Source organism: Sphingobium chungangianum (assembly GCF_977014255.1).
Genome location: NZ_CDRNIV010000006.1, coordinates 1,230,384 through 1,249,663 on the forward strand (window position 1 = coordinate 1,230,384; position 19,280 = coordinate 1,249,663).

General features: G+C 61.0%; 20 protein-coding genes and 1 pseudogene. 8 read left to right on the top strand and 13 right to left on the bottom strand.

Annotation, left to right across the window (positions count from 1 at the left end; all coding sequences use genetic code 11):
- Positions 1-4 precede the first annotated feature (4 nt).
- The 8 genes and pseudogenes from ACWNC0_RS13175 to ACWNC0_RS13210 form a co-directional block, all read right to left on the bottom strand.
- Positions 5-1,027: a hypothetical protein gene (locus tag ACWNC0_RS13175; protein WP_449472138.1), complete on the bottom strand. Its 1,023-nt coding sequence runs from the start codon at positions 1,025-1,027 to the stop codon at positions 5-7.
- 92 nt (positions 1,028-1,119) lie between these two features.
- On the bottom strand, positions 1,120-1,533 hold the full coding sequence (locus tag ACWNC0_RS13180) for a GFA family protein (RefSeq protein ID WP_449472140.1): 414 nt from the start codon (positions 1,531-1,533) through the stop codon (positions 1,120-1,122).
- 41 nt (positions 1,534-1,574) lie between these two features.
- Positions 1,575-2,420, bottom strand: a complete 846-nt coding sequence (locus ACWNC0_RS13185; RefSeq protein ID WP_449472141.1) for an AAA family ATPase — start codon at positions 2,418-2,420, stop codon at positions 1,575-1,577.
- 66 nt (positions 2,421-2,486) lie between these two features.
- Entirely contained in the window at positions 2,487-3,167 is a 681-nt protein-coding gene (locus ACWNC0_RS13190) for a DUF6975 family protein (protein ID WP_449472143.1), read from the bottom strand.
- Positions 3,168-3,304: 137 nt separating this feature from the next.
- Positions 3,305-5,353, bottom strand: coding sequence for an RNA polymerase sigma factor RpoD (gene rpoD / locus ACWNC0_RS13195; protein WP_449472144.1), 2,049 nt, complete (start codon positions 5,351-5,353; stop codon positions 3,305-3,307).
- A 41-nt stretch (positions 5,354-5,394) separates the two neighbouring features.
- Positions 5,395-7,298: pseudogene (dnaG, locus tag ACWNC0_RS13200) on the bottom strand (DNA primase).
- Complete coding sequence (locus ACWNC0_RS13205) at positions 7,295-7,705, bottom strand: endonuclease domain-containing protein (RefSeq protein ID WP_449472146.1); 411 nt, start codon at positions 7,703-7,705, stop codon at positions 7,295-7,297. Before ACWNC0_RS13205 ends, dnaG begins: the two are co-directional and overlap by 4 nt.
- A 44-nt stretch (positions 7,706-7,749) precedes the next feature.
- Positions 7,750-8,202, bottom strand: coding sequence for a GatB/YqeY domain-containing protein (locus ACWNC0_RS13210; RefSeq protein WP_449472148.1), 453 nt, complete (start codon positions 8,200-8,202; stop codon positions 7,750-7,752).
- A 155-nt stretch (positions 8,203-8,357) separates the two neighbouring features.
- On the opposite strand from ACWNC0_RS13210, the gene carA reads away from it, so the two are divergent.
- The 6 genes from carA (at position 8,358) to ACWNC0_RS13240 (ending at position 15,038) form a co-directional block, all read left to right on the top strand.
- Positions 8,358-9,521 carry a glutamine-hydrolyzing carbamoyl-phosphate synthase small subunit gene (gene carA / locus ACWNC0_RS13215; RefSeq protein WP_449472149.1) on the top strand — a complete coding sequence of 388 codons (1,164 nt, stop codon included), beginning with the start codon at positions 8,358-8,360 and terminating at the stop codon, positions 9,519-9,521.
- Entirely contained in the window at positions 9,518-9,886 is a 369-nt protein-coding gene (locus tag ACWNC0_RS13220) for a ribonuclease E inhibitor RraB (protein ID WP_449472150.1), read from the top strand. Before carA ends, ACWNC0_RS13220 begins: the two co-directional genes overlap by 4 nt.
- Positions 9,886-10,473 (top strand): hypothetical protein, encoded by a 588-nt coding sequence (locus tag ACWNC0_RS13225; RefSeq protein ID WP_449472152.1) that lies wholly within the window; start codon positions 9,886-9,888, stop codon positions 10,471-10,473. Before ACWNC0_RS13220 ends, ACWNC0_RS13225 begins: the two co-directional genes overlap by 1 nt.
- Before the next feature lie 5 nt (positions 10,474-10,478).
- Positions 10,479-13,814 (top strand): carbamoyl-phosphate synthase large subunit, encoded by a 3,336-nt coding sequence (gene carB, locus ACWNC0_RS13230; protein WP_449472154.1) that lies wholly within the window; start codon positions 10,479-10,481, stop codon positions 13,812-13,814.
- An 80-nt stretch (positions 13,815-13,894) separates the two neighbouring features.
- Positions 13,895-14,371, top strand: a complete 477-nt coding sequence (greA, locus tag ACWNC0_RS13235; RefSeq protein ID WP_449472156.1) for a transcription elongation factor GreA — start codon at positions 13,895-13,897, stop codon at positions 14,369-14,371.
- Between the two features lie 25 nt (positions 14,372-14,396).
- The gene (locus ACWNC0_RS13240; protein ID WP_449472158.1) at positions 14,397-15,038 is read left to right on the top strand and encodes a rhomboid family intramembrane serine protease; all 642 of its coding nucleotides are present in this window, start codon (positions 14,397-14,399) and stop codon (positions 15,036-15,038) included.
- A 4-nt stretch (positions 15,039-15,042) separates the two neighbouring features.
- Here the strand turns inward: ACWNC0_RS13240 and ACWNC0_RS13245 are convergent, their stop codons facing one another.
- From ACWNC0_RS13245 to ACWNC0_RS13265, 5 genes are all read right to left on the bottom strand, one after another.
- On the bottom strand, positions 15,043-15,264 hold the full coding sequence (locus tag ACWNC0_RS13245; protein WP_449472159.1) for a DUF4170 domain-containing protein: 222 nt from the start codon (positions 15,262-15,264) through the stop codon (positions 15,043-15,045).
- A gap of 102 nt (positions 15,265-15,366) precedes the next feature.
- The gene (locus ACWNC0_RS13250; RefSeq protein ID WP_449472160.1) at positions 15,367-15,954 is read right to left on the bottom strand and encodes a hypothetical protein; all 588 of its coding nucleotides are present in this window, start codon (positions 15,952-15,954) and stop codon (positions 15,367-15,369) included.
- Positions 15,947-16,270 (bottom strand): hypothetical protein, encoded by a 324-nt coding sequence (locus tag ACWNC0_RS13255; protein ID WP_449472162.1) that lies wholly within the window; start codon positions 16,268-16,270, stop codon positions 15,947-15,949. Before ACWNC0_RS13255 ends, ACWNC0_RS13250 begins: the two co-directional genes overlap by 8 nt.
- Entirely contained in the window at positions 16,267-16,644 is a 378-nt protein-coding gene (locus ACWNC0_RS13260) for a phage holin family protein (RefSeq protein WP_449472164.1), read from the bottom strand. The genes ACWNC0_RS13255 and ACWNC0_RS13260 overlap by 4 nt, the downstream gene beginning before the upstream one ends.
- Positions 16,645-16,697: 53 nt before the next feature.
- Entirely contained in the window at positions 16,698-17,312 is a 615-nt protein-coding gene (locus ACWNC0_RS13265; RefSeq protein WP_449472166.1) for a hypothetical protein, read from the bottom strand.
- 210 nt (positions 17,313-17,522) lie between these two features.
- On the opposite strand from ACWNC0_RS13265, the gene eno reads away from it, so the two are divergent.
- Both eno and ACWNC0_RS13275 read left to right on the top strand, forming a co-directional pair.
- Complete coding sequence (gene eno / locus ACWNC0_RS13270) at positions 17,523-18,797, top strand: phosphopyruvate hydratase (protein ID WP_449472167.1); 1,275 nt, start codon at positions 17,523-17,525, stop codon at positions 18,795-18,797.
- Positions 18,798-18,872: 75 nt separating this feature from the next.
- Positions 18,873-19,184: an FtsB family cell division protein gene (locus tag ACWNC0_RS13275; protein ID WP_449472169.1), complete on the top strand. Its 312-nt coding sequence runs from the start codon at positions 18,873-18,875 to the stop codon at positions 19,182-19,184.
- Positions 19,185-19,280: the final 96 nt, after the last annotated feature.

Below are 19,280 nucleotides of genomic sequence, written 5' to 3' on the forward strand. Positions count from 1 at the left end.
CCCGTCAGTTCGCCGTGCCCTGGCGCACTATGACCTCCCCATTGGCGGCATAGGCAGCAGTCGTCCGCGCCTGCGCCGTCTGAGGGTCCTTGCCATCGAGAATCTTTGCGATCTGTCGGGAACTCGGCACGCGGTCATAAACGCCATAGAGCTTCGTCTCGCCGACGGAATGTATCGATAGCTGATAGCCCTTGCCGTCAGCTGCTGGATCGAAGGCAAGCACCGTGCCCGCATCGTCGATCGGCACGATGACCGATGCGCCAGACGCACCCTGCTGCGCCAGAACATCATAGCTGCCTTCGCTAGTCTGCACCTGTCCCCGGATGCAGAAAGACCCGGCCACCTCGCGAACGGCGCGGACATCAGCCGCTGCGGCAGGAAGGGAAGCAGTAAGTTGCGCGTCCCTGTCATCACCCGCCGGGCAGTCCGCGAACCGCACCGGAGAGACTGGCCGTACCGCAGCCGCATCATCGAAATGCAAGCTGCCGAGCATGCCGTCCAGCCCTGCCAATACCTCCTTGCGCCGTTCACTCGGACCTGTGACGCGCAGCTTCACGAGCCATCGTCCGGCCTGCGCAAAAGCTGCTGCCGTGGTCAGCGCCCCGTCGGCCGCATCATCATAAACCGCACGGATCGCGCGGCCACCTTTGCCCTGCAACGGAACGCCTTCATAAGCAGTGCGGCGTGTCTTCGGTCCAAAACGATCCGTCACCGCGCGGTCGGTCATGTAAGCGGCGATCGACGCGTCAGCATAGCTGGGCAGATAGACGTATAAAGTCGCCTGCACCGCCCCGTCCTCCGACAGATATTGGGCATAATTGTCGATGCCCTTGCCGCCGTTCGTAACCTCTCCACTTTTGGACAGGGAAAGCCCCGCGATGGTCTGCGGCAGACTGATCCCCGAGGCGCGGGCGCGAAGGCTCCCATCGCTCGCTACCCACGCTTCCTGCACATCGGCACCCTGCGCCAGTGCGGGCACCGGCAAAGCCAAGAGGATCGGCAACAGCGACAAGGACAGTTTCGGCATAGGCATCCTTCCCATTTCACGCCGTCTTGTCGCGGCTCTGAAATTTATCGGGGAAGGTTGAGCGAAACCGCAAGGCTAAGGCAAGCGGCCTTTTATGCGACTGGCGGAATCTGCTCCGGATAATGCGGCAGTTCCGGGTCCAGATGCGCCCAGTGCGGGGCTGCCTCCGTCCAGATCACCGCCTGCGGTGCCAACAGGCCCGGATCATCCAGCGCGCCAGCCCTGATGAAGGTCAGGTGCGGCCGCGACTCGGCAATGCTGAACAGGGGTGTTCCGCATTCGGGGCAAAAGCCACGGCGCATCCTGTTGCCGCTGTCGGCGATGCTCTCATGCCAACGAACCTCGCCCTCGCTTTGCACCTTCTCCGTCGAAAAGCAGACATTGACCGTGCCTGATCCCCCGCCGAGATATTGGCACAGCCTGCACCAGCACATGCGCGCCGCCATCGGCTCCGCATCGATCTTGATGCGCACCGATCCGCACAGACATCCCGCTTCATGCGTCATGCACGCCTCCGTCATTGCGCCGGGCAGGGCAATCCCAGCCTTTACCGTCCCTGCCGCCGTGCCATGAATGCCAAACGTTCGAACATCATGATATCCTGCTCATTCTTCAGCAGGGCGCCATGAAGCGGCGGAATGGCCTTGGTCGGATCGCGATCCTGCAACACCTCCAGCGGCATGTCTTCATTGAGTAGCAGCTTCAGCCAATCGAGCAACTCGCTGGTGGACGGCTTCTTCTTCAGGCCCGGCACATCGCGTATCTCGTAGAAGAGGTCGAGCGCGCGGCTGACCAAAATCTTCTGGATGCCCGGGAAATGGACATCGACAATGGCCTGCATCGTCTCCCGGTCGGGGAACTTGATATAGTGGAAGAAGCAGCGCCGCAGGAAAGCGTCGGGCAGCTCCTTTTCATTGTTGGACGTGATGACCACCACCGGCCGTTCCTGCGCAGCGACCGTCTCGCCCGTTTCGTAGACGTGGAACGCCATGCGATCGAGTTCCTGCAACAGGTCGTTGGGAAATTCGATGTCAGCCTTGTCGATCTCGTCGATCAGCAGCACGGGCAGGGTAGGGGAGGTGAAAGCCTCCCACAGCTTGCCCTTGCGGATATAGTTGCTGATGTCATGAACGCGCGGGTCGCCTAGCTGGCCATCGCGCAGCCGTGCCACGGCATCATATTCATACAGGCCCTGATGCGCCTTGGTCGTCGATTTGACGTTCCATTCAATCAGCGGCGCGTCCAACGCCTTGGCGATTTCCTGCGCCAGCACCGTCTTGCCAGTACCGGGCTCACCCTTCACCAGCAGGGGGCGGCGCAGCAGCACCGCAGCGTTCACCGCGACCTTCAGGTCGTCGGTTGCGACATAATCTTCCGTACCTTCAAACCGCATGAATCTTCGCTTTCCTCTACTGCCACCCGAGTAGGGAAAGCGATACGACGCCGCAATCGGTTATTCCTAAGGCTTCTGCCGCCGAACCTCGGCACGCGCCTTCAACAGGTCCCAAAGGCCACGCTGCTGGCTGAGCAGTTGCCGCGCGCCAAATTGTATGGCCCGATCGGCCGCGCCGTCGCTACCGATCGCTCGCGCCACGGCAAAGGTCTGCGCCCGGTCGGGAAGATCGGATGGAGTGGGTTCAAGCCCCACGCGAATCGCCGCCATGTCGAGCACGTCGCGTACAGCCTGCCAGTCCAGCACCAGCGCCATGGCTGCCCCCATGGCACATCCGCGCCTGTCCGACTGAGCCAGCATATCCAGCGCATGACGTTGCTGGCTGACGATCGTCTCACAGTCGCTCTGCCCCGCCGTGCTGGGTATCGGGCCTAGCGCCACCGCAACTTGCGTCAGATAGGCCCGCTCCCGCGCAAACGCCTGCCCCGCCTGGACTAGCCAGCCCCGCGCCGCGCTGTCTGCCGATCGGTTCGCCGCGTGATCGATGACGCCGGGATGACGTCCGTGCAGCAGGCAAAGATAATGCGCGGCATCGGCGAGGTCCGGCAATGTCAGGACAGCATCACGGCTCATGATGGTCCTTGCGCTGCTCGCATGAGCATGAGCCGCCGTTCCATCAGCCGCCACCAGCGCCTCGATCACCTGAGATATGTCGCCTGTCGCCAAGCGTGTAGCTGCTTCGTTCATGATAACCCCTGCGGCCGCCGCGCCAGTGTGTCTGTTGCCACGACCATAGGAAGTTGAGGTAAAAGAGCGGTTTATGAGACGAAAAAAAGGGCGGCCCTGAAGCCGCCCTTTCGGATCAATTCACCGTGTCTCAGACCCTATTGGTCGAGGAAGCTCCGCATTTTCCGGCTGCGGCTCGGATGCTTCAGCTTACGGAGCGCCTTCGCCTCGATCTGGCGAATACGTTCGCGGGTCACGCTGAACTGCTGGCCCACTTCCTCCAGCGTGTGATCGGTGTTCATGCCGATGCCGAAACGCATGCGCAGCACGCGTTCCTCACGCGGCGTCAGTGAAGCCAGAACGCGGGTGACCGTTTCTTTCAGGTTCGCCTGAATTGCAGCATCCACCGGGATGACCGCATTCTTGTCCTCGATGAAATCGCCCAGGTGCGAATCCTCCTCGTCGCCGATCGGCGTTTCGAGGCTGATCGGCTCCTTGGCGATCTTCATCACCTTGCGTACCTTCTCCAGCGGCATGGAAAGGCGCTCGGCCATTTCCTCCGGCGTCGGTTCGCGGCCCTGCTCATGCAGGAATTGACGGGACGTGCGCACCAGCTTGTTGATCGTCTCGATCATGTGGACCGGAATACGGATGGTCCGCGCCTGATCCGCGATCGACCGGGTGATCGCCTGCCTGATCCACCAAGTCGCATAGGTGCTGAACTTGTAGCCGCGGCGATATTCGAACTTATCGACGGCCTTCATGAGGCCGATATTGCCTTCCTGAATAAGATCAAGGAATTGCAGGCCACGGTTCGTATATTTTTTAGCGATGGAGATGACGAGGCGGAGGTTCGCCTCGACCATTTCCTTCTTCGCGATACGCGCTTCGCGTTCGCCCTTCTGCACCATGTTGACGATACGGCGGAACTCGCCCAGCGACATGCCGGTCGCCTGCGCGATTTCGCTCACCTCGGTACGGATGCGCTCGACGGCGCGCGCTTCGGCTGCCGCAAAAGCCGCCCACTTCTTGTCGAGACCCTGAACCTTGTCCAGCCAGGCGTCGTCCAGTTCATGGTTCACATAGCGGTCGAGGAAGTCCTTGCGGCTGACCTTGTGCCGTTCCGCCAAACGCAGCATCTGCCCGCCCAGCGCCGTCAGACGACGGTTATAGGCATAGAGCTGATCGACCAGATATTCGATCTTCTGCTGGTGGAACTGGACGCTTTCGACCTCGGCGGTCAGCCGCTCGCGCAGCTCCTGATAATCGTCCTCGGCCTTCTGGCTCAGCGTCTCGCCATTGGCCATCGCGGCCATGCGCGATTCCTGCGCACGCGAGAAGGCGCGGAAAATCTCCGTGATGGTCGCGAACTTCTCAAGCGCCATCGGCTTGAGCGTTTCTTCCATCTGGGCGAGGGAAAGAGTGTTGTCTTCCTCTTCTTCCTCTTCCACGCGCCGGGCACGGCGTTCGGTCAGGCCGTCCTCATCCTCGTCGGAATCGGCTGCCTCTTCCTCGGGCTCCTCCTCTTCCTTGAAGCTGGGGCCAGCGGTTTTCTCGCTGATCTCGCCGTCATCGTCCTCGGCGCCTTCCTCCAGATTCTCGGGCGCGGGGTCCTTGGAAAGCATCGCGTCGAGGTCCAGGATCTCGCGCAGCTGCATCTCGCCATTGTTGAGGGCGGTCGACCATTCGATGATCGCGTTGAAGGTCGTCGGGCTTTCGCACAGCCCCAGGATCATCGTGTCGCGGCCAGCCTCAATGCGCTTGGCGATGGCGATTTCGCCCTCGCGGCTGAGCAATTCGACCGCGCCCATTTCGCGCAGATACATGCGCACCGGGTCGTCGGTGCGATCTACCGTTTCCTTCTTCTTCTCGGTGACGAGCTTGGGTGCGCCTTCTTCATCGCCCGAATCATCTTCGGCGTCCTCGGCATCTTCGCGCTCGCGCTGCTCGTCGCCGTCCTCGCTGGCCTCTTCATTCTCGACGATGTTCACGCCCATTTCGTTGAGCGCGGCCATGATGTCTTCGATCTGCTCGGAGGACATCTGGTCCTGCGGCAGGGCGTCGTTCAACTCGTCATAGGTGATGTAGCCGCGCTTCTTGGCGCGCGCGATCAGCTTCTTGACCGAAGCCTCATTCAGATCGAGCAGCGGTGCATCGCCGCTATCCACATCCTCGCCCGCACCCTTGCCTGTCGCCTTGCTCGCCATTTATTCGCCTTAGCTCCATCATCCCGCCGGGGGACGATCTATCAAACAATATCTTCGGACTGCGCCAGTTCCGCCAGGCGCTGGTCATGATCCATTTTTAACCGCTGGATCCGCTGCTGCTCGGCAAAGGTTTCCTCGTTAAGGTCTTCCCTTGCCCGCCTCGTCGCCTCCGCCAGCGCCGTCTCCAACTCCGGTCCCTGCGCCATCACCCGGATAGCCTCTTCCAGATCGCGCTGAACGCGACCGGGATCGGTCTTCATCCTGCTGGGGGTGAATGTGAACGTGTCGGCCCGGAGCATCCCCTTCGCCATATTATACACTTCACCTTGGCCCAATATGGTAAGGAGGCCCTCTGTTTCAACTGTTTCTTGTCGGAACGATGCGGCAATCATCGCCCGCATCAGTTCGCCCAGCGCCGAATCGCCGATATGCAGCGCCGAAAGCATCTCCCGGTGCATCATTATCTGCTCGGGATGCCGCAACAAACTCGCCAGAACCGCGCGCAGTAGCCGCTGCTCCATGCCGCTGACGCCAATCGCCCGCGCCTCGTGACCGACCGGGGGCAGGGGGGGCTTCCAGTTCCCGCGCCGATCGCGCTGCCACCCTTGCCGCGCGCCCGTCCCACGCTGATGCCGGGGCGCGCTCGCCTGCGTGGGGCGCGCAAAGAACAGCGCATCATAACGCTCACGGAAAATCTGCACATAATGCGCCCGCACATCGGGATGCGCGATCGCGTCCGTGATCGTGCGCAGCCGCTGCTTCAGCGCCGCCCGCTGCTCGGGCGTATCCAATGGCGCCGCCTTCTGCTCATAAGCCCACAACCGCTCCACCAGCGGTTCGGCTGCATCCAGCACCCGCTCCATCGCTCCCGGCCCCTCCGCCCGGATCAGATCGTCCGGATCCTGCCCCGCAGGCAGCGTCGCAAAGGCCAAACTCATCCCCGGCCGCAGCAGCGGCAGCGCCCGCACAGCCGCCCGTATCGCCGCCTTCTGCCCCGCCGCGTCGCCATCGAAGCACAGCACCGGCACATCCACCATCTTCCACAGCCGCTCGATCTGATGCTCCGTCAACGCGGTCCCCAGCGGCGCCACCGCCTCGCCAAAGCCCGCCTGCGCCAGCGCGATCACGTCCATATAGCCTTCGACCACGATCACCCGCCCGCTCTGGCGGCTGGCCGGGGAAGCGCGGTCGATATTATAAAGCGTCCGCCCCTTGTCGAAGAGCGGCGTGTCGGGCGAATTCAGATATTTGGGCTCGCCAGCCCCAGAATCCGCCCGCCAAAAGCGATCACCCGCCCGCGAATATCCCGGATCGGCAGCATCAGCCGCCCCCGGAAGCGATCATAGCTCTCGCGTTTCCTACTTTTTGCGCCGTCCGGCTCGGCGCCGTCCGGATCAATCAGCAACCCCGCCTCGATCAGCATCGGATCACCAAATTCCGCCAGCGCGCCTTTCAGCTTGCCCTTGGAATCCGCCGAATAGCCAAAACCAAAAGCCCGCCGCGTAGCCTCACTGATCCCACGCCGGACAAGATAATCCCGCGCCTCCGCACCCTCGATCCCGCCAAGCTGCGCCTCGAACAAAGCCTGAGCCGCCGCCATGACGTCATGCAGACCCTTCGCCTGCTCCGCCCGCTTGGCCGCCCGAGGATCGGGCGCGGGCACGTCCATGCCCGCCGTCGCCGCCAACTCCTTCACCGCCTCCATGAAGGGTAGCCCACGCTGGTCCGTCATCCACCGGATCGCGTCCCCATGCGCCCCACAGCCAAAGCAGTGGTAGAAGCCCTTCTCGTCATTGATGGTGAAGCTCGGCGTCTTCTCATTATGAAAAGGGCAGCACGCCTTATACTCGCGCCCAGCCTTCTGCACCTTCACCGTCCGCCCGATCAGCGTAGACAGCGAAGTCCGCATGCGCAGTTCGTCAAGAAAGGCGGGGGAGAGGCTCATTTCTCTAAAAGCCCCTCCCTTCCAAGGGAGGGGTTGGGGTGGGTGATCTTCTGCCTCTCCGGCAACGCACGCGCCCGATCAAGAATGACGCTCAATACGCCTTCAAGATTGTCCCGAACCTCCCAGTTGGAAAAACGCAGCACGACATATCCTTGATGAGCGAGATCGAAGTCCCGATCCCGGTCCTTCCGTGCATCGTGCAGATCATCATCTACCTCAACGATCAAACCGATCGAGGGACAAAGAAAATCGCAAATATATGGCTCGATGACTGCCTGCCGCCGGAATTTGAACCCGGCCAACTGCGACGCCCTCAGCGCGCCCCACAGCCGCCGCTCATAGTCGGTAGGTTCTCGCCGCATGTCGCGCGCATATCGGCCTAGCCTTGCATTGATGCGTAGCGCCATCACCCACCCCAACCCCTCCCTTCGAAGGGAGGGGCCATATCATGTCAGCTAAGTGCCGCCTTAACCAGCCCACTGGCCTTGCTCATATCAATCACCGACCCATGCCGTTCCTTCAGCACGGCCATGACCTTCCCCATATCCTTGACGCTGGCCGCGCCAACTTCCGCCTTGATCCCCTCGATCGCAGCGCGCGTCTCATCCTCGCTCATCTGTTGCGGCAGGAAGCTCTCGATGACGCCCAACTCGGCCTCTTCCTTCGCCGCCAGTTCATCGCGCCCGCCATTGCGAAACATCTCGATCGATTCGCGCCGCTGCTTCACCATCTTCTGCAGCACCTCGACCACGACCGTATCGTCATCCGGCACGTTCGAAGCCGTGCGCAATTCGATATCCCGATCCTTCAGCTTCGCCATGATCAAACGCACGGCGGCCAGGCGTTCCTTGTCCCCCGCCTTCATGGCTTCGACCTGGGCGCTCTTAACCTGCTCGCGAATCATGGCGATACGAATCCTGTTCTGCCGGAAAAGACCAGATATAACGCCAAAAGAGATTTTTTACAGTGGTTGACCGCGGGGCCTCACAGGCATAGGTGACCGGCCGTTTAACCCGCTGCAGACGGGTTCCCGCAAAAAGCATAAAGGACGCTACGACCATGGCTGATGCCAAGACCCTCACCGTGCCCAAAGGAGCGACAGGGGTATTGGTTTTCGCTGATGGATCCGCGGTTTTCGGGCGCGGCTTTGGCGCAGTCGGCGAAGCGGTAGGCGAACTCTGCTTCAACACCGCCATGACCGGCTATCAGGAAGTGATGACCGATCCCAGCTATGCCGGGCAGATCGTCACCTTCACTTTCCCGCACATCGGCAATGTCGGGACCAACCTGGACGATGTCGAAGCGGACAACCCCTTCGCGCTTGGCTGCGTCGTGCGGCAGGACGTGACGGAGCCCAGCAACTTCCGCAACGTCGAACCCTTCGACCAGTGGATGAAGGAAAATGGCCGCATTGGTCTGTCCGGCGTCGATACCCGCGCGCTCACCCGCATGATCCGCCTGAAGGGTGCGCCCAACGTCGTCATCGCCCATGATCCGGAAGGCAATTTCGACATCGCAGCCCTCGCGCAAAAGGCCGCCAATTGGCCGGGCCTCGAAGGCATGGACCTCGCCATCGAAGTCACGGGCAAGGAAAGCCGCCTCTGGAAAGACGGCGTGTGGAAGCTCGGCCACGGCTACGGCAAGGATGAAGCGGGGCAGGAACGCCCCCATGTCGTCGCCATCGACTATGGCGCAAAGAACAACATCTTCCGCAACCTCGTAAAGGCGGGCGCCCGCGTCACCGTCCTCCCCGCCACCGCCACCTTCGATCAGGTGATGGAGCAGAAGCCCGACGGCGTCTTCCTCTCCAACGGCCCCGGCGATCCCGCCGCGACCGGCGAATATGCCGTCCCCGTGATCCGCCAAGTGCTGGAAGCCGACAAGCCCGTCTTCGGCATTTGTCTGGGCCACCAGATGCTGGCGCTCGCTGCCGGTGCCAAGACCGTCAAGATGCACCAGGGCCACCGCGGCGCCAACCACCCGGTCAAGCGCCTGTCGGACGGTCTGGTAGAGATCACCTCGATGAACCACGGCTTCGCGGTGGACAGCGAGACACTGCCCGCCAATGTGAAGCCGACCCATGTCTCGCTCTTCGACGGCAGCAATTGCGGCATCGAACTGACCGATAGACAAGCCTTCTCGGTCCAGTACCACCCCGAAGCCTCGCCCGGCCCGCAGGACAGCTTCTACCTGTTTCAGCGCTTCGTTGAGGGGCTTAAGTGAGCCTCAACCTGCCCCCCGTTGACGAAGCCCGCCTTGCGCAGGAGTGGGAGGCGGACAAGGAAGTCCTCGCCAACCTCGCCGCCAATGGCGACGTGGCGCGTCTGGCGCGCCCGGTCGACGTCAGCTTCAAGGGCAGCGAAAAGGATTTCGAGCGCGTCCTCACCATCGCCAGCCAGTTCGGTTTCGTCGAACTGGACCGCGAGGAGGATGAGGATGGCGACCTGTTCCTCTTCCTCGAATGCGAGCAGCCGGTCGATGAGCAGTCGATCCGGGCGCTGACCAAGAAGTGCCTCCAGATCGAGATCCTCTGCGGCGTCGAATATGACGGCTGGGGTTGCGAAGCTCGGACGGGGGGCGTGCATTGATGGACGCGGCTGCAACTGCCCAGGCTTGCCCACAGGCACTCGAGGTGTTCGCACCGGCTTCAAAAATTCCTGAGTTAGTGAAGCTAGCTAAGGCGAAAAAATGGCAAGCATCCGCTGCTGAAATCGAGCCAGGCGATGTGGGACGATTTACCATTTTTGTCACTCAACGAACAGATGTGCCTGAGCCGTTTTCGTTAATTAACGAGGTGCCGTATGTGGTGCGCTCTCTAGGTGGCTACACGACGGTGTCGCAGGCTAAACCTCAAGGTCTAAGATGCGAACTGCCGTCTTGGATATCAACGCTTGGGGCAACCCTTCCCAAAGCTATTTTCTTTGAGGTGCGCGGCAATAGCGTCGAAAAGCTTAAGAAAGATGCGATTTCGCTTGGCCTAAATTTCAACAAGTTTGCAGGAAACGGTTCTGAAGCGGTTTTTCGATTTTCAGAGCCTTCCGGTCTGTCCGACCGGAAAATCCAATCCATTTATTATCGTATGTACCGAGGGGACTATGGAGACGCCAACTTGGCGATCGGAATGTCTCGCTCAGAAATTGTCGAGCGCGGTGAAGCTAAGTGGGGACGTAAGTAAACAAGATGCCTAAAAGAACCGACATCTCCTCCATCCTCATCATCGGCGCTGGCCCGATCATCATCGGCCAGGCTTGCGAGTTCGACTATTCGGGCACGCAGGCGGTGAAGGCGCTTAAGGAAGAGGGCTATCGCATCATCCTGGTGAATTCCAATCCGGCCACCATCATGACCGACCCGGAATTTGCCGACGCGACCTATGTCGAGCCGATCACGCCCGAAATCGTGGCGAAGATCATTGAAAAGGAACGCCCCGACGCGGTGCTGCCGACCATGGGCGGGCAGACCGCGCTCAACACCGCGCTCGCCCTGTTCAACGACGGCACTCTGGAGAAGTTCGGCGTCCAGATGATCGGCGCGGATGCCGAGGCCATCGACAAGGCGGAGGACCGGATCAAGTTCCGCGACGCCATGGACAAGATCGGTCTGGAATCGGCCCGCTCGCGCATCGCCCACACCATGGAAGAGGCGATGGAAGCGCTGGAGTTCACCGGCTTGCCCGCGATCATCCGCCCCAGCTTCACCATGGGCGGCACCGGCGGCGGCATCGCCTATAATCGCGACGAGTTCATGAACATCGTTCGCGGCGGGCTGGATGCGTCACCCACCACGGAAGTCCTGATCGAGGAATCGCTTCTCGGTTGGAAAGAATATGAGATGGAGGTCGTGCGGGATCGCAACGACAACGCCATCATCATCTGCTCGATCGAAAATGTCGATCCGATGGGCGTCCATACCGGCGACTCCATCACCGTCGCGCCAGCGTTGACGCTGACCGACAAGGAATATCAGATCATGCGCAACGCGAGCATCGCGACGCTGCGTGAAATTGGCGTAGAAACAGGCGGTTCCAACGTACAGTTCGCGGTCAATCCGAAGGACGGCCGCCTGATCGTGATCGAAATGAACCCGCGCGTCTCGCGCTCGTCGGCGCTGGCGTCGAAGGCGACCGGCTTCCCCATCGCCAAGGTCGCGGCCAAGCTCGCCGTCGGCTACACGCTCGACGAGATCGAGAATGATATCACCGGCGCGACCCCGGCCTCGTTCGAGCCCACCATCGACTATGTCGTGACCAAGATCCCCCGCTTCGCCTTTGAAAAGTTCAAGGGGAGCGAGCCGCTGCTCGGCACCGCGATGAAATCGGTGGGCGAGGTAATGGCGATCGGCCGTAACATCCATGAATCGATGCAGAAGGCGCTGCGTGGCCTGGAAACCGGCCTCTGCGGCTTCGATGAGATCCAGCATCTGGTCGGCGCGCCCAAGGACGACATCGTTGCGGCGCTTGCCTCACCGACGCCCGACCGCCTGCTCGTCGCCGCGCAAGCCCTGCGCGAGGGGCTGACCGTCGCCGAGATCCACAACATCGCCAAGTTCGATCCGTGGTTCCTGGAGCGGATCAAGGAAATCATCGACGCGGAAGCCGAAGTGCTGGCGAACGGCCTGCCGCAGGATGCGGACGGCATGCGCCGCCTTAAGTCCATGGGCTTTTCCGACCAGCGCCTTGCCCATCTGGCGCTCAAGTCGGCCAATCTGCGCGGCATGGAACGCGGCATCGCACGCGGTTCGGGCCTGATCCACGAAGCGGTCAAGGCAATGACCGGCGGCGTTACCGAAGCAGAAGTGCGCAGTCTGCGTCACAAGCTCGGCGTGCGCCCGGTCTTCAAGCGCATCGACACCTGCGCTGCCGAGTTCGAGGCCAAGACGCCCTACATGTATTCGACCTACGAAGCCCCGCTCTTCGGCGAGGCGGAGAATGAGGCGCAACCCAGCGACCGTAAGAAGGTCGTGATCCTTGGCGGCGGTCCCAACCGGATCGGGCAGGGGATTGAGTTCGACTATTGCTGCGTCCACGCCTGCTTCGCGCTGTCGGACGCGGGCTTTGAGACGATCATGATCAACTGCAACCCGGAAACGGTTTCGACCGATTATGACACGTCCGACCGCCTCTACTTCGAGCCGCTGACCGCCGAGGACGTACTCGAAATCCTGAGCGTCGAAATGTCGAACGGCACCCTTGCGGGCGTCATCGTCCAGTTCGGCGGCCAGACGCCGCTCAAGCTGGCGCAGGCGCTGGAAGATGCGGGCGTGCCGATCCTCGGCACCTCGCCCGACGCGATCGACCTCGCCGAAGACCGCGAGCGCTTCGCCGCCCTCATCGACAAGCTGAAGCTGAAGCAGCCCGCTAATGGCATCGCCCGCAGCCGGGAGGAGGCGATCGCGGTCGCCAACCGCATCGGCTACCCGGTCCTGATGCGGCCGTCCTACGTCCTTGGCGGCCGCGCCATGGAGATCGTCGATGGCCAGGCACAGCTTGAGGAATATATCGCCACCGCCGTTCAGGTGTCAGGCGACTCCCCGGTGTTGATCGACCAATATCTGCGCGACGCTACCGAGGTGGACGTAGACGCACTCTGCGACGGCGAAGATGTCGTTGTGGCAGGCGTGCTCCAGCATATCGAAGAAGCGGGCGTCCACTCCGGCGATTCCGCCTGTTCCTTGCCGCCCTACAGCCTTTCCGCTGAAGTAATCGCCGAAATTGAGCGCCAAACGGACGTTCTCGCGCGTGCTTTGTCGGTTCGCGGCCTCATGAACATCCAGTTCGCGGTAAAGGACAACATTGTTTACCTAATCGAGGTAAACCCCCGCGCCAGCCGCACCGTCCCCTTCGTCGCCAAGGCAATCGGCACCCCCATCGCCAAAATCGCCAGCCGGGTGATGGCCGGAGAGATGCTTCGCGACCTCCCAAAAATCGACCGCAATTCTATAACTCATATTGCAGTTAAGGAAGCCGTCTTCCCCTTCGCCCGTTTCCCCGGCGTCGATCCGGTCCTCTCGCCCGAAATGAAAAGCACCGGCGAAGTCATGGGTATCGACAGCAATTTCGCCACAGCCTTCGCCAAAGCGCAGCTGGGCGCTGGCACCTTCCTGCCAAAGAGCGGCACGGCCTTCGTGTCCGTAAAGGACAGCGATAAGCCGGTGGTCTTGCCTGCGGTGCAGAAGCTGGCAGGATTGGGCTTCACCATCGTCGCCACTGGCGGAACTGCGCGCTATCTGGAAGAACAGGGCATCGCGGTCCAGCCGGTGAACAAGGTCGCCGAAGGCCGTCCGCACATCGTGGACAAGATCACCGATGGCGACATAGACCTGATCTTCAACACCACCGAAGGCTGGCAGTCGCTAAAGGATAGCAAGGCGATCCGCACCAGCGCGCTGCGTGCCAAGGTGGCCAGCTTCACCACGGCGGCAGCATCAGTCGCTGCGGCCGATGCGATCGAGGCTCTTCGAGGCCATGCCCTTGAAGTGCGGTCGCTCCAGTCCTATTATCCCGTGTCGCAAGCCTGATCCCCTGCACAAGGAAGCACGCTGCGGGTGGCTCCGAGTTGGAGCCGCCAAAGGGAAGTTTTGACGAAGGATTTGCAATAATGGCGACCGTCGAAAAGATGCCGATGCTGCAAATGGGCTATGACAAGCTCAATACGCAGCTCCGCGAATTGAAGGCCGAACGGCCTTTGATCGTGGACGCCATCGAGGAAGCTCGTGCCCACGGTGACTTGTCCGAAAATGCGGAATATCACGCGGCTAAGGAACGGCAGGGGCAGGTTGAAGCCACCATCGCCGATCTCGAGGACAAGCTGTCGCGCGCCCAGATCATCGATCCCAAGTCACTGTCGGGTGACAAGGTCGTGTTCGGCGCGACCGTTACCTTGCTGGATGAGGATGAAAAGCCGGTTCGCTACCAGATTGTGGGGCAGGCGGAAGCCGACGCGAAGCTTGGCATGATCAGCTACAACAGCCCGCTGGGACGCGCCCTTATCAGCCGTCAGGTCGGGGAAGAAATTGAGGTGTCGGTTCCGGCAGGCGACAAATTCTATCTGATCGACAAGATCGAATTCATCTAAGCCGGTGAAACTGCCATCGGGCCGAATGACAAATGGGATCGCGGTGATCACTTTCGCCGCCTTCCTAATATTGTCTCTGACTGGCCAGGTGGGCACCGCCGCCATCCTCGGCGGCTTCATTCCGGCCAGGATTGACGATTCTCAGCTTTTTGCAGGCGTAGTTGCTGTACCTGTGTGGCTGACGCCCCTCAGTTGCACGCTGATCCATGCGGGTTGGCTGCACATTGGTTTTAACCTGTTGATGCTGGTCTTTTGCGGGCGGCAGGTCGAGCAGGTGCTGCAAATGCGTGCGGTGCTGATCCTCTATATCGCCGGTGCCTATGGCGCGGCTTTATTGCAATGGGCGGCAGGACCCGCTTCGCCTAGCCCCATGGTTGGCGCGAGCGGCGCCATATCGGCGATTCTTGCGACCTATGCTCTACTCTATGGCCAGCGTACGGTACGGAGGATCGGCCCGTTTTCCGCCAACTTTCTGCGCGTGATTTGGCTGGCCGCTGGCTGGATCATCCTTCAACTCATGATCGGCGTCGCGTCGTCGCGTGGCGGCTTAGGCGATCTTGGTCAAATCGCCATAGCCGCTCACATCGGAGGCTTCCTTGTAGGCTTGGTGCTGACCCGTCCCTTGCTGCTCTGGCGATTTCGCAAAGGACCCCGGCCAATCGTGTGATGGTTCAGGCTGGCGGCAAATCCGGTTCCAGCAGGCGATGCAGGTGCACGATCACATAACGCATTTCGGCGTCATCAACGGTTCGCTGTGCAGCACCTCGCCACGCATTCTCAGCGGATGCATAGTCAGGAAAGACGCCCACCACATCAATTGAGTTTAAATCTTCAAATTCAAGCGTCTGAGGATCCTTGACGCGTCCGCCCATAACGAGATGGAGTTTGCTCATAATATAATCTGTCTCCCTTGGAAGGAGTGGTCACCTTAGCAACGGCTCCACTCCTGTCCAAGGCTTCGTCACGAAAGCTACCGCTTTCGAACGTTTCGGCGGTCAGCGTTTAGGTAATCGGGCTTTGAGCGCCTCGCTGACAGTGTCGATTTTGCTGGCGACGAGTGACACAAGGTCATCAGCCATGCGCGAGGCAGTTCCCGTGATATCTGCAGAAGCGGCAGCATCGCGAGCGGAAGCGGCGGTCTTGGCGGCGCTATCTTGCGCATGGTGCAGGGCGTCAGTTGCACCGGCCTTGATATTCTCCGCGCCTTGGGCGGCGGCCGCGCTCGCTGCCATGGCCGCTTCCACGACACGGCTCCCCGCAGTCATGGCAATAGCGGGAAGCGCCTTCATCGCCCTGCGGCTCTTGGGGAAAAGCCAGGCTACGACGGCTCCAGCAGCCACTGCGCCAGCGACAGCGGCGACAGGGTGCTCCTGAACGATCTCATTGGCTCGAGCCGCAACCCGCTGAGTGCGATCGCGCATATCGCTATAGGCGCCACCCGCGCGTTCGCGGCCGGTCTGGATCAGTTCAGCGGCATTTTCCCGGGCCTTTTCGGTGGAATCCCGGAATTTGCCTGTGGCAGTTCCGGCAATGTCGTTCGCTGCGTCGCGCACGCGAGTGATCTGGGCATGAATATCAGCCATGGTCAGTCTCCGCTCTTTCCGGGTTACGGTTAGTAATCCGAACGTATGTCCGTTTGAAAAGTGCCGAAATCGGATTGCGGAAAAGATAGATCAGCAGAGCCGCCCCTGTCGCTCCAACGGCAATCGGCTGCTCTTGAACCTTGGTCGATACATAGGTGCGACCATTGGTGATCCCTCTTGCCGCCTTCTCCTTGAGGTCCTGCTTCAGCCGTCCCGGCGCTATGCGAGCCTTCGCCGCGGACAGACTGGAGAGGAAGTGCGCCTTCCGCTGCTCCGCATCAATCGCGGCTTGCCGATATTTTTCGGTTCCATTCATGCCTTGATGGCCTTCCGCATACGCGAGATCCTGGCCCTTGCGAGTACCAGCAATATGGCAGCGATGAGCAACGCCACGCCGAACACCGCCAGCGCCGACCAGCCTGCTCCCAGATGGGGGCTAAGCGCCATTACGAGCCCCACCAGAAATGCGATCAGGCCCGCGAAGCTGAGCATGACGCCAACAATTGCGAAAATCGCAGCATCTCGAACACCAGCACCAGCTATGCCGACGCGCAGCTTCTGCCGCTCGATCTCCGCATCGGCATAGGCCCGACCATCCGTGTACAGCTTGGCGAACGTCGCGCGGACGCCGTCCTCCTGCTCATGCCCGGCTTCGGGCGGCTCTGCGATCAGACTAGGTTCGTCGGTCAAAAACCCCTCCGCCCCAGCTTCGGGGCTTTTGCGTGATTGATGGTACGTCGGGTTCAAGCCTTGTCGTCTGAACCCTTGGCCAACCGCATCAGGACGAAGCCGACCACCGCTGCCGCGCCGATTGCCACAGCAGGGCTTTTGCGCACGAAATCGCGCGCTTCGGTCATCAGTTGATCGACGTCCTTGCTGTCCAATGTGTCGGCAGCTCCCGCCACGGCTTCGGCTGCCTGCCGTGCATAGTCGCCATATTGCGGACCCAGCTTCGCATCGACAGTTCCGGCCGTGTCCGTGATCAGCTTGGCAAGGCTTTGCATCGCGGTGCCGGTTTTGTCCTTGGCAACGACCGCTGCGGACATGGCGGTCTTCGTCGCCTGATCCTTCAGCGGATCGATATGCGTCTTCCAGTCAACGGTGTTGAACTTGTCAGCTGCCGTCCGGGCGGCCTTCTCTGCCTGCGCCTTCAATGGTGCGATCTGCGCTGCCCAGCCATGTGACGCGGCGCCGTTGCCTGGCTTGGCGGTTGGCGCTGGCCGTGTCGCCGCTGTCTTGACAGGAGTCGGCGCGGTGGGTGTCGCTTCGTGGGTCGCAACGGGCTTTCCCTTGGCGGGCTTTGCCGGTGTAGCCTTCTTTGCGCGCTTGACGGGCGGGGTTTCCGGGGTGTCGGCCATCGTCCTATGTCTCCTCAGATTTTGTGGGGTCGCGATGCGGGCGAATGGATATCCGTCCTCAATGCTCGCGGCGGGCCACAGTTCCGTTGCCGTTACTAATTTGAGCATCGGCATTTTTCGAGTCCATGCAAGCCCTGCATTGCTAATCCTGAAGGCGCTGTCTAAGCGGGGCGCGATTTCAAGGCGCATTGCAGCATTCAGGGAGCGACCATGACCGCCATTCTCGATATCCACGCTCGTCAGATTCTCGATAGCCGGGGGAATCCGACCGTCGAAGTCGATGTCATGCTGGAAGATGGCAGCTTTGGCCGCGCGGCGGTTCCCTCTGGCGCTTCGACGGGCGCTTATGAAGCGGTCGAAAAGCGGGACGGCGACAAGAGCAAATATCTTGGCAAGGGCGTGCTGGCAGCAGTGGCCGCCGTCAATGATGAGATTGCCGAACAACTGATCGGCCTTGATGCGGAAGACCAGGCAGAGGTCGACGCGGCGATGATCGCGCTCGACGGTACGGAAAATAAGGGGCGTCTGGGCGCGAACGCCATTCTGGGTGTCAGCTTGGCCACAGCGAAGGCCGCCGCTGATGCTCGGGGCATGCCGCTCTACCGTTATGTCGGCGGCGTTTCGGCTCATGTCCTCCCCGTGCCGATGATGAACATCATCAACGGCGGCGAACATGCCGACAACCCGATCGACTTCCAGGAATTCATGATCATGCCCGTCGGCGCGGAAAGCATCGCCGATGCAGTTCGCATTGGTGCGGAAATCTTCCACACGCTCAAGAAGGGGCTTCATGACAAGGGCCTCGCCACTTCGGTAGGTGACGAAGGCGGCTTTGCACCCAACATCGCCTCCACGCGTGACGCGCTCGACTTCATCATGCTTTCTGTTGAAAAGGCAGGGTACAAGCCCGGCGATGACGTGGTGCTGGCGCTGGACTGCGCCGCAACGGAGTTCTTCAAGAACGGCAAATATGAAATTTCCGGCGAGGGCTTGTCGCTGAACCCGGTCGAAATGGCCGATTATCTGGCAGCGCTCTGTGCGGACTATCCGATCAAGTCGATCGAAGACGGCATGAGCGAGGATGATTTCGAAGGCTGGAAGGCGTTGACCGACAAGATCGGCGGCAAGGTTCAGCTGGTTGGCGACGATTTGTTCGTGACCAATCCCAAGCGTCTGGAGATGGGAATCGGCAAGGGGCTTGCCAACTCGCTGCTGGTGAAGGTGAACCAGATCGGTTCGCTCACCGAAACGTTGGCGGCAGTCGATATGGCTCACCGCGCGCGCTACACCGCTGTCATGTCGCACCGCTCCGGCGAAACCGAGGACGCGACTATCGCCGACCTCGCGGTTGCCACCAATTGCGGTCAGATCAAGACAGGATCGCTGGCCCGGTCGGATCGGCTTGCCAAATATAATCAGCTGATCCGCATCGAAGAGGAACTGGGTGACGTCGCAGTCTACGCCGGACGTTCCATCTTCCGCTAAATTCATTTCAACAACCGGCCGCAAGTTAACCAGTTTTTGCTTGCGGCCGGCTCTGGCCTGTGATTCAACTGTTCCATGGCGCACATCGCGAAGCTCCGCATGTTGTTATTTTCGGCTTTCGGGCCTGCTATTGCGGTGCTGCTGTTGCTGTTCTTTGCCGGATATGTCGTGCTTGGTTCAAATGGCGTTCTTGCGTGGGGCGATTATACCCGCCAGCTACACCGTTCGCAGGCCGAGCTTAAGTCGGTTGAGGCGCAGCGGAACGAGCTTCACAACCGCGTTGACCTGCTCAACCCGCGCCGCGTCGACCCAGACCTGAGTGACGAATTGATCCGTCGCCAACTCGGCGTGATCCACCACGACGAAGTCATCGTGCCGCTCAACTGAGCCACCACGTCGCATGGCGTTATTAGGCGGGCTGTGGCGTTGCAATCCGGGCCGGTCTGCCGCTATATCGGGCTTCCTTCCATCCATCACCAGGCA

What these genes read in the sequence shown, in the direction of transcription:
- ACWNC0_RS13245 (WP_449472159.1), bottom strand. Translation starts at nt 15,264, where the DNA reads ATGAGCAAACTCCATCTCGTTATGGGCGGACGCGTCAAGGATCCTCAG.
- greA (WP_449472156.1), top strand. Translation starts at nt 13,895, where the DNA reads ATGGCGACCGTCGAAAAGATGCCGATGCTGCAAATGGGCTATGACAAG.
- carB (WP_449472154.1), top strand. Translation starts at nt 10,479, where the DNA reads ATGCCTAAAAGAACCGACATCTCCTCCATCCTCATCATCGGCGCTGGC.
- ACWNC0_RS13210 (WP_449472148.1), bottom strand. Translation starts at nt 8,202, where the DNA reads ATGATTCGCGAGCAGGTTAAGAGCGCCCAGGTCGAAGCCATGAAGGCG.
- ACWNC0_RS13240 (WP_449472158.1), top strand. Translation starts at nt 14,397, where the DNA reads ATGACAAATGGGATCGCGGTGATCACTTTCGCCGCCTTCCTAATATTG.
- ACWNC0_RS13265 (WP_449472166.1), bottom strand. Translation starts at nt 17,312, where the DNA reads ATGGCCGACACCCCGGAAACCCCGCCCGTCAAGCGCGCAAAGAAGGCT.
- ACWNC0_RS13275 (WP_449472169.1), top strand. Translation starts at nt 18,873, where the DNA reads ATGGCGCACATCGCGAAGCTCCGCATGTTGTTATTTTCGGCTTTCGGG.
- ACWNC0_RS13180 (WP_449472140.1), bottom strand. Translation starts at nt 1,533, where the DNA reads ATGACGCATGAAGCGGGATGTCTGTGCGGATCGGTGCGCATCAAGATC.
- ACWNC0_RS13185 (WP_449472141.1), bottom strand. Translation starts at nt 2,420, where the DNA reads ATGCGGTTTGAAGGTACGGAAGATTATGTCGCAACCGACGACCTGAAG.
- eno (WP_449472167.1), top strand. Translation starts at nt 17,523, where the DNA reads ATGACCGCCATTCTCGATATCCACGCTCGTCAGATTCTCGATAGCCGG.
- ACWNC0_RS13175 (WP_449472138.1), bottom strand. Translation starts at nt 1,027, where the DNA reads ATGCCGAAACTGTCCTTGTCGCTGTTGCCGATCCTCTTGGCTTTGCCG.
- ACWNC0_RS13255 (WP_449472162.1), bottom strand. Translation starts at nt 16,270, where the DNA reads ATGAATGGAACCGAAAAATATCGGCAAGCCGCGATTGATGCGGAGCAG.
- ACWNC0_RS13225 (WP_449472152.1), top strand. Translation starts at nt 9,886, where the DNA reads ATGGACGCGGCTGCAACTGCCCAGGCTTGCCCACAGGCACTCGAGGTG.
- ACWNC0_RS13250 (WP_449472160.1), bottom strand. Translation starts at nt 15,954, where the DNA reads ATGGCTGATATTCATGCCCAGATCACTCGCGTGCGCGACGCAGCGAAC.
- carA (WP_449472149.1), top strand. Translation starts at nt 8,358, where the DNA reads ATGGCTGATGCCAAGACCCTCACCGTGCCCAAAGGAGCGACAGGGGTA.
- ACWNC0_RS13190 (WP_449472143.1), bottom strand. Translation starts at nt 3,167, where the DNA reads ATGAACGAAGCAGCTACACGCTTGGCGACAGGCGACATATCTCAGGTG.
- ACWNC0_RS13205 (WP_449472146.1), bottom strand. Translation starts at nt 7,705, where the DNA reads ATGGCGCTACGCATCAATGCAAGGCTAGGCCGATATGCGCGCGACATG.
- rpoD (WP_449472144.1), bottom strand. Translation starts at nt 5,353, where the DNA reads ATGGCGAGCAAGGCGACAGGCAAGGGTGCGGGCGAGGATGTGGATAGC.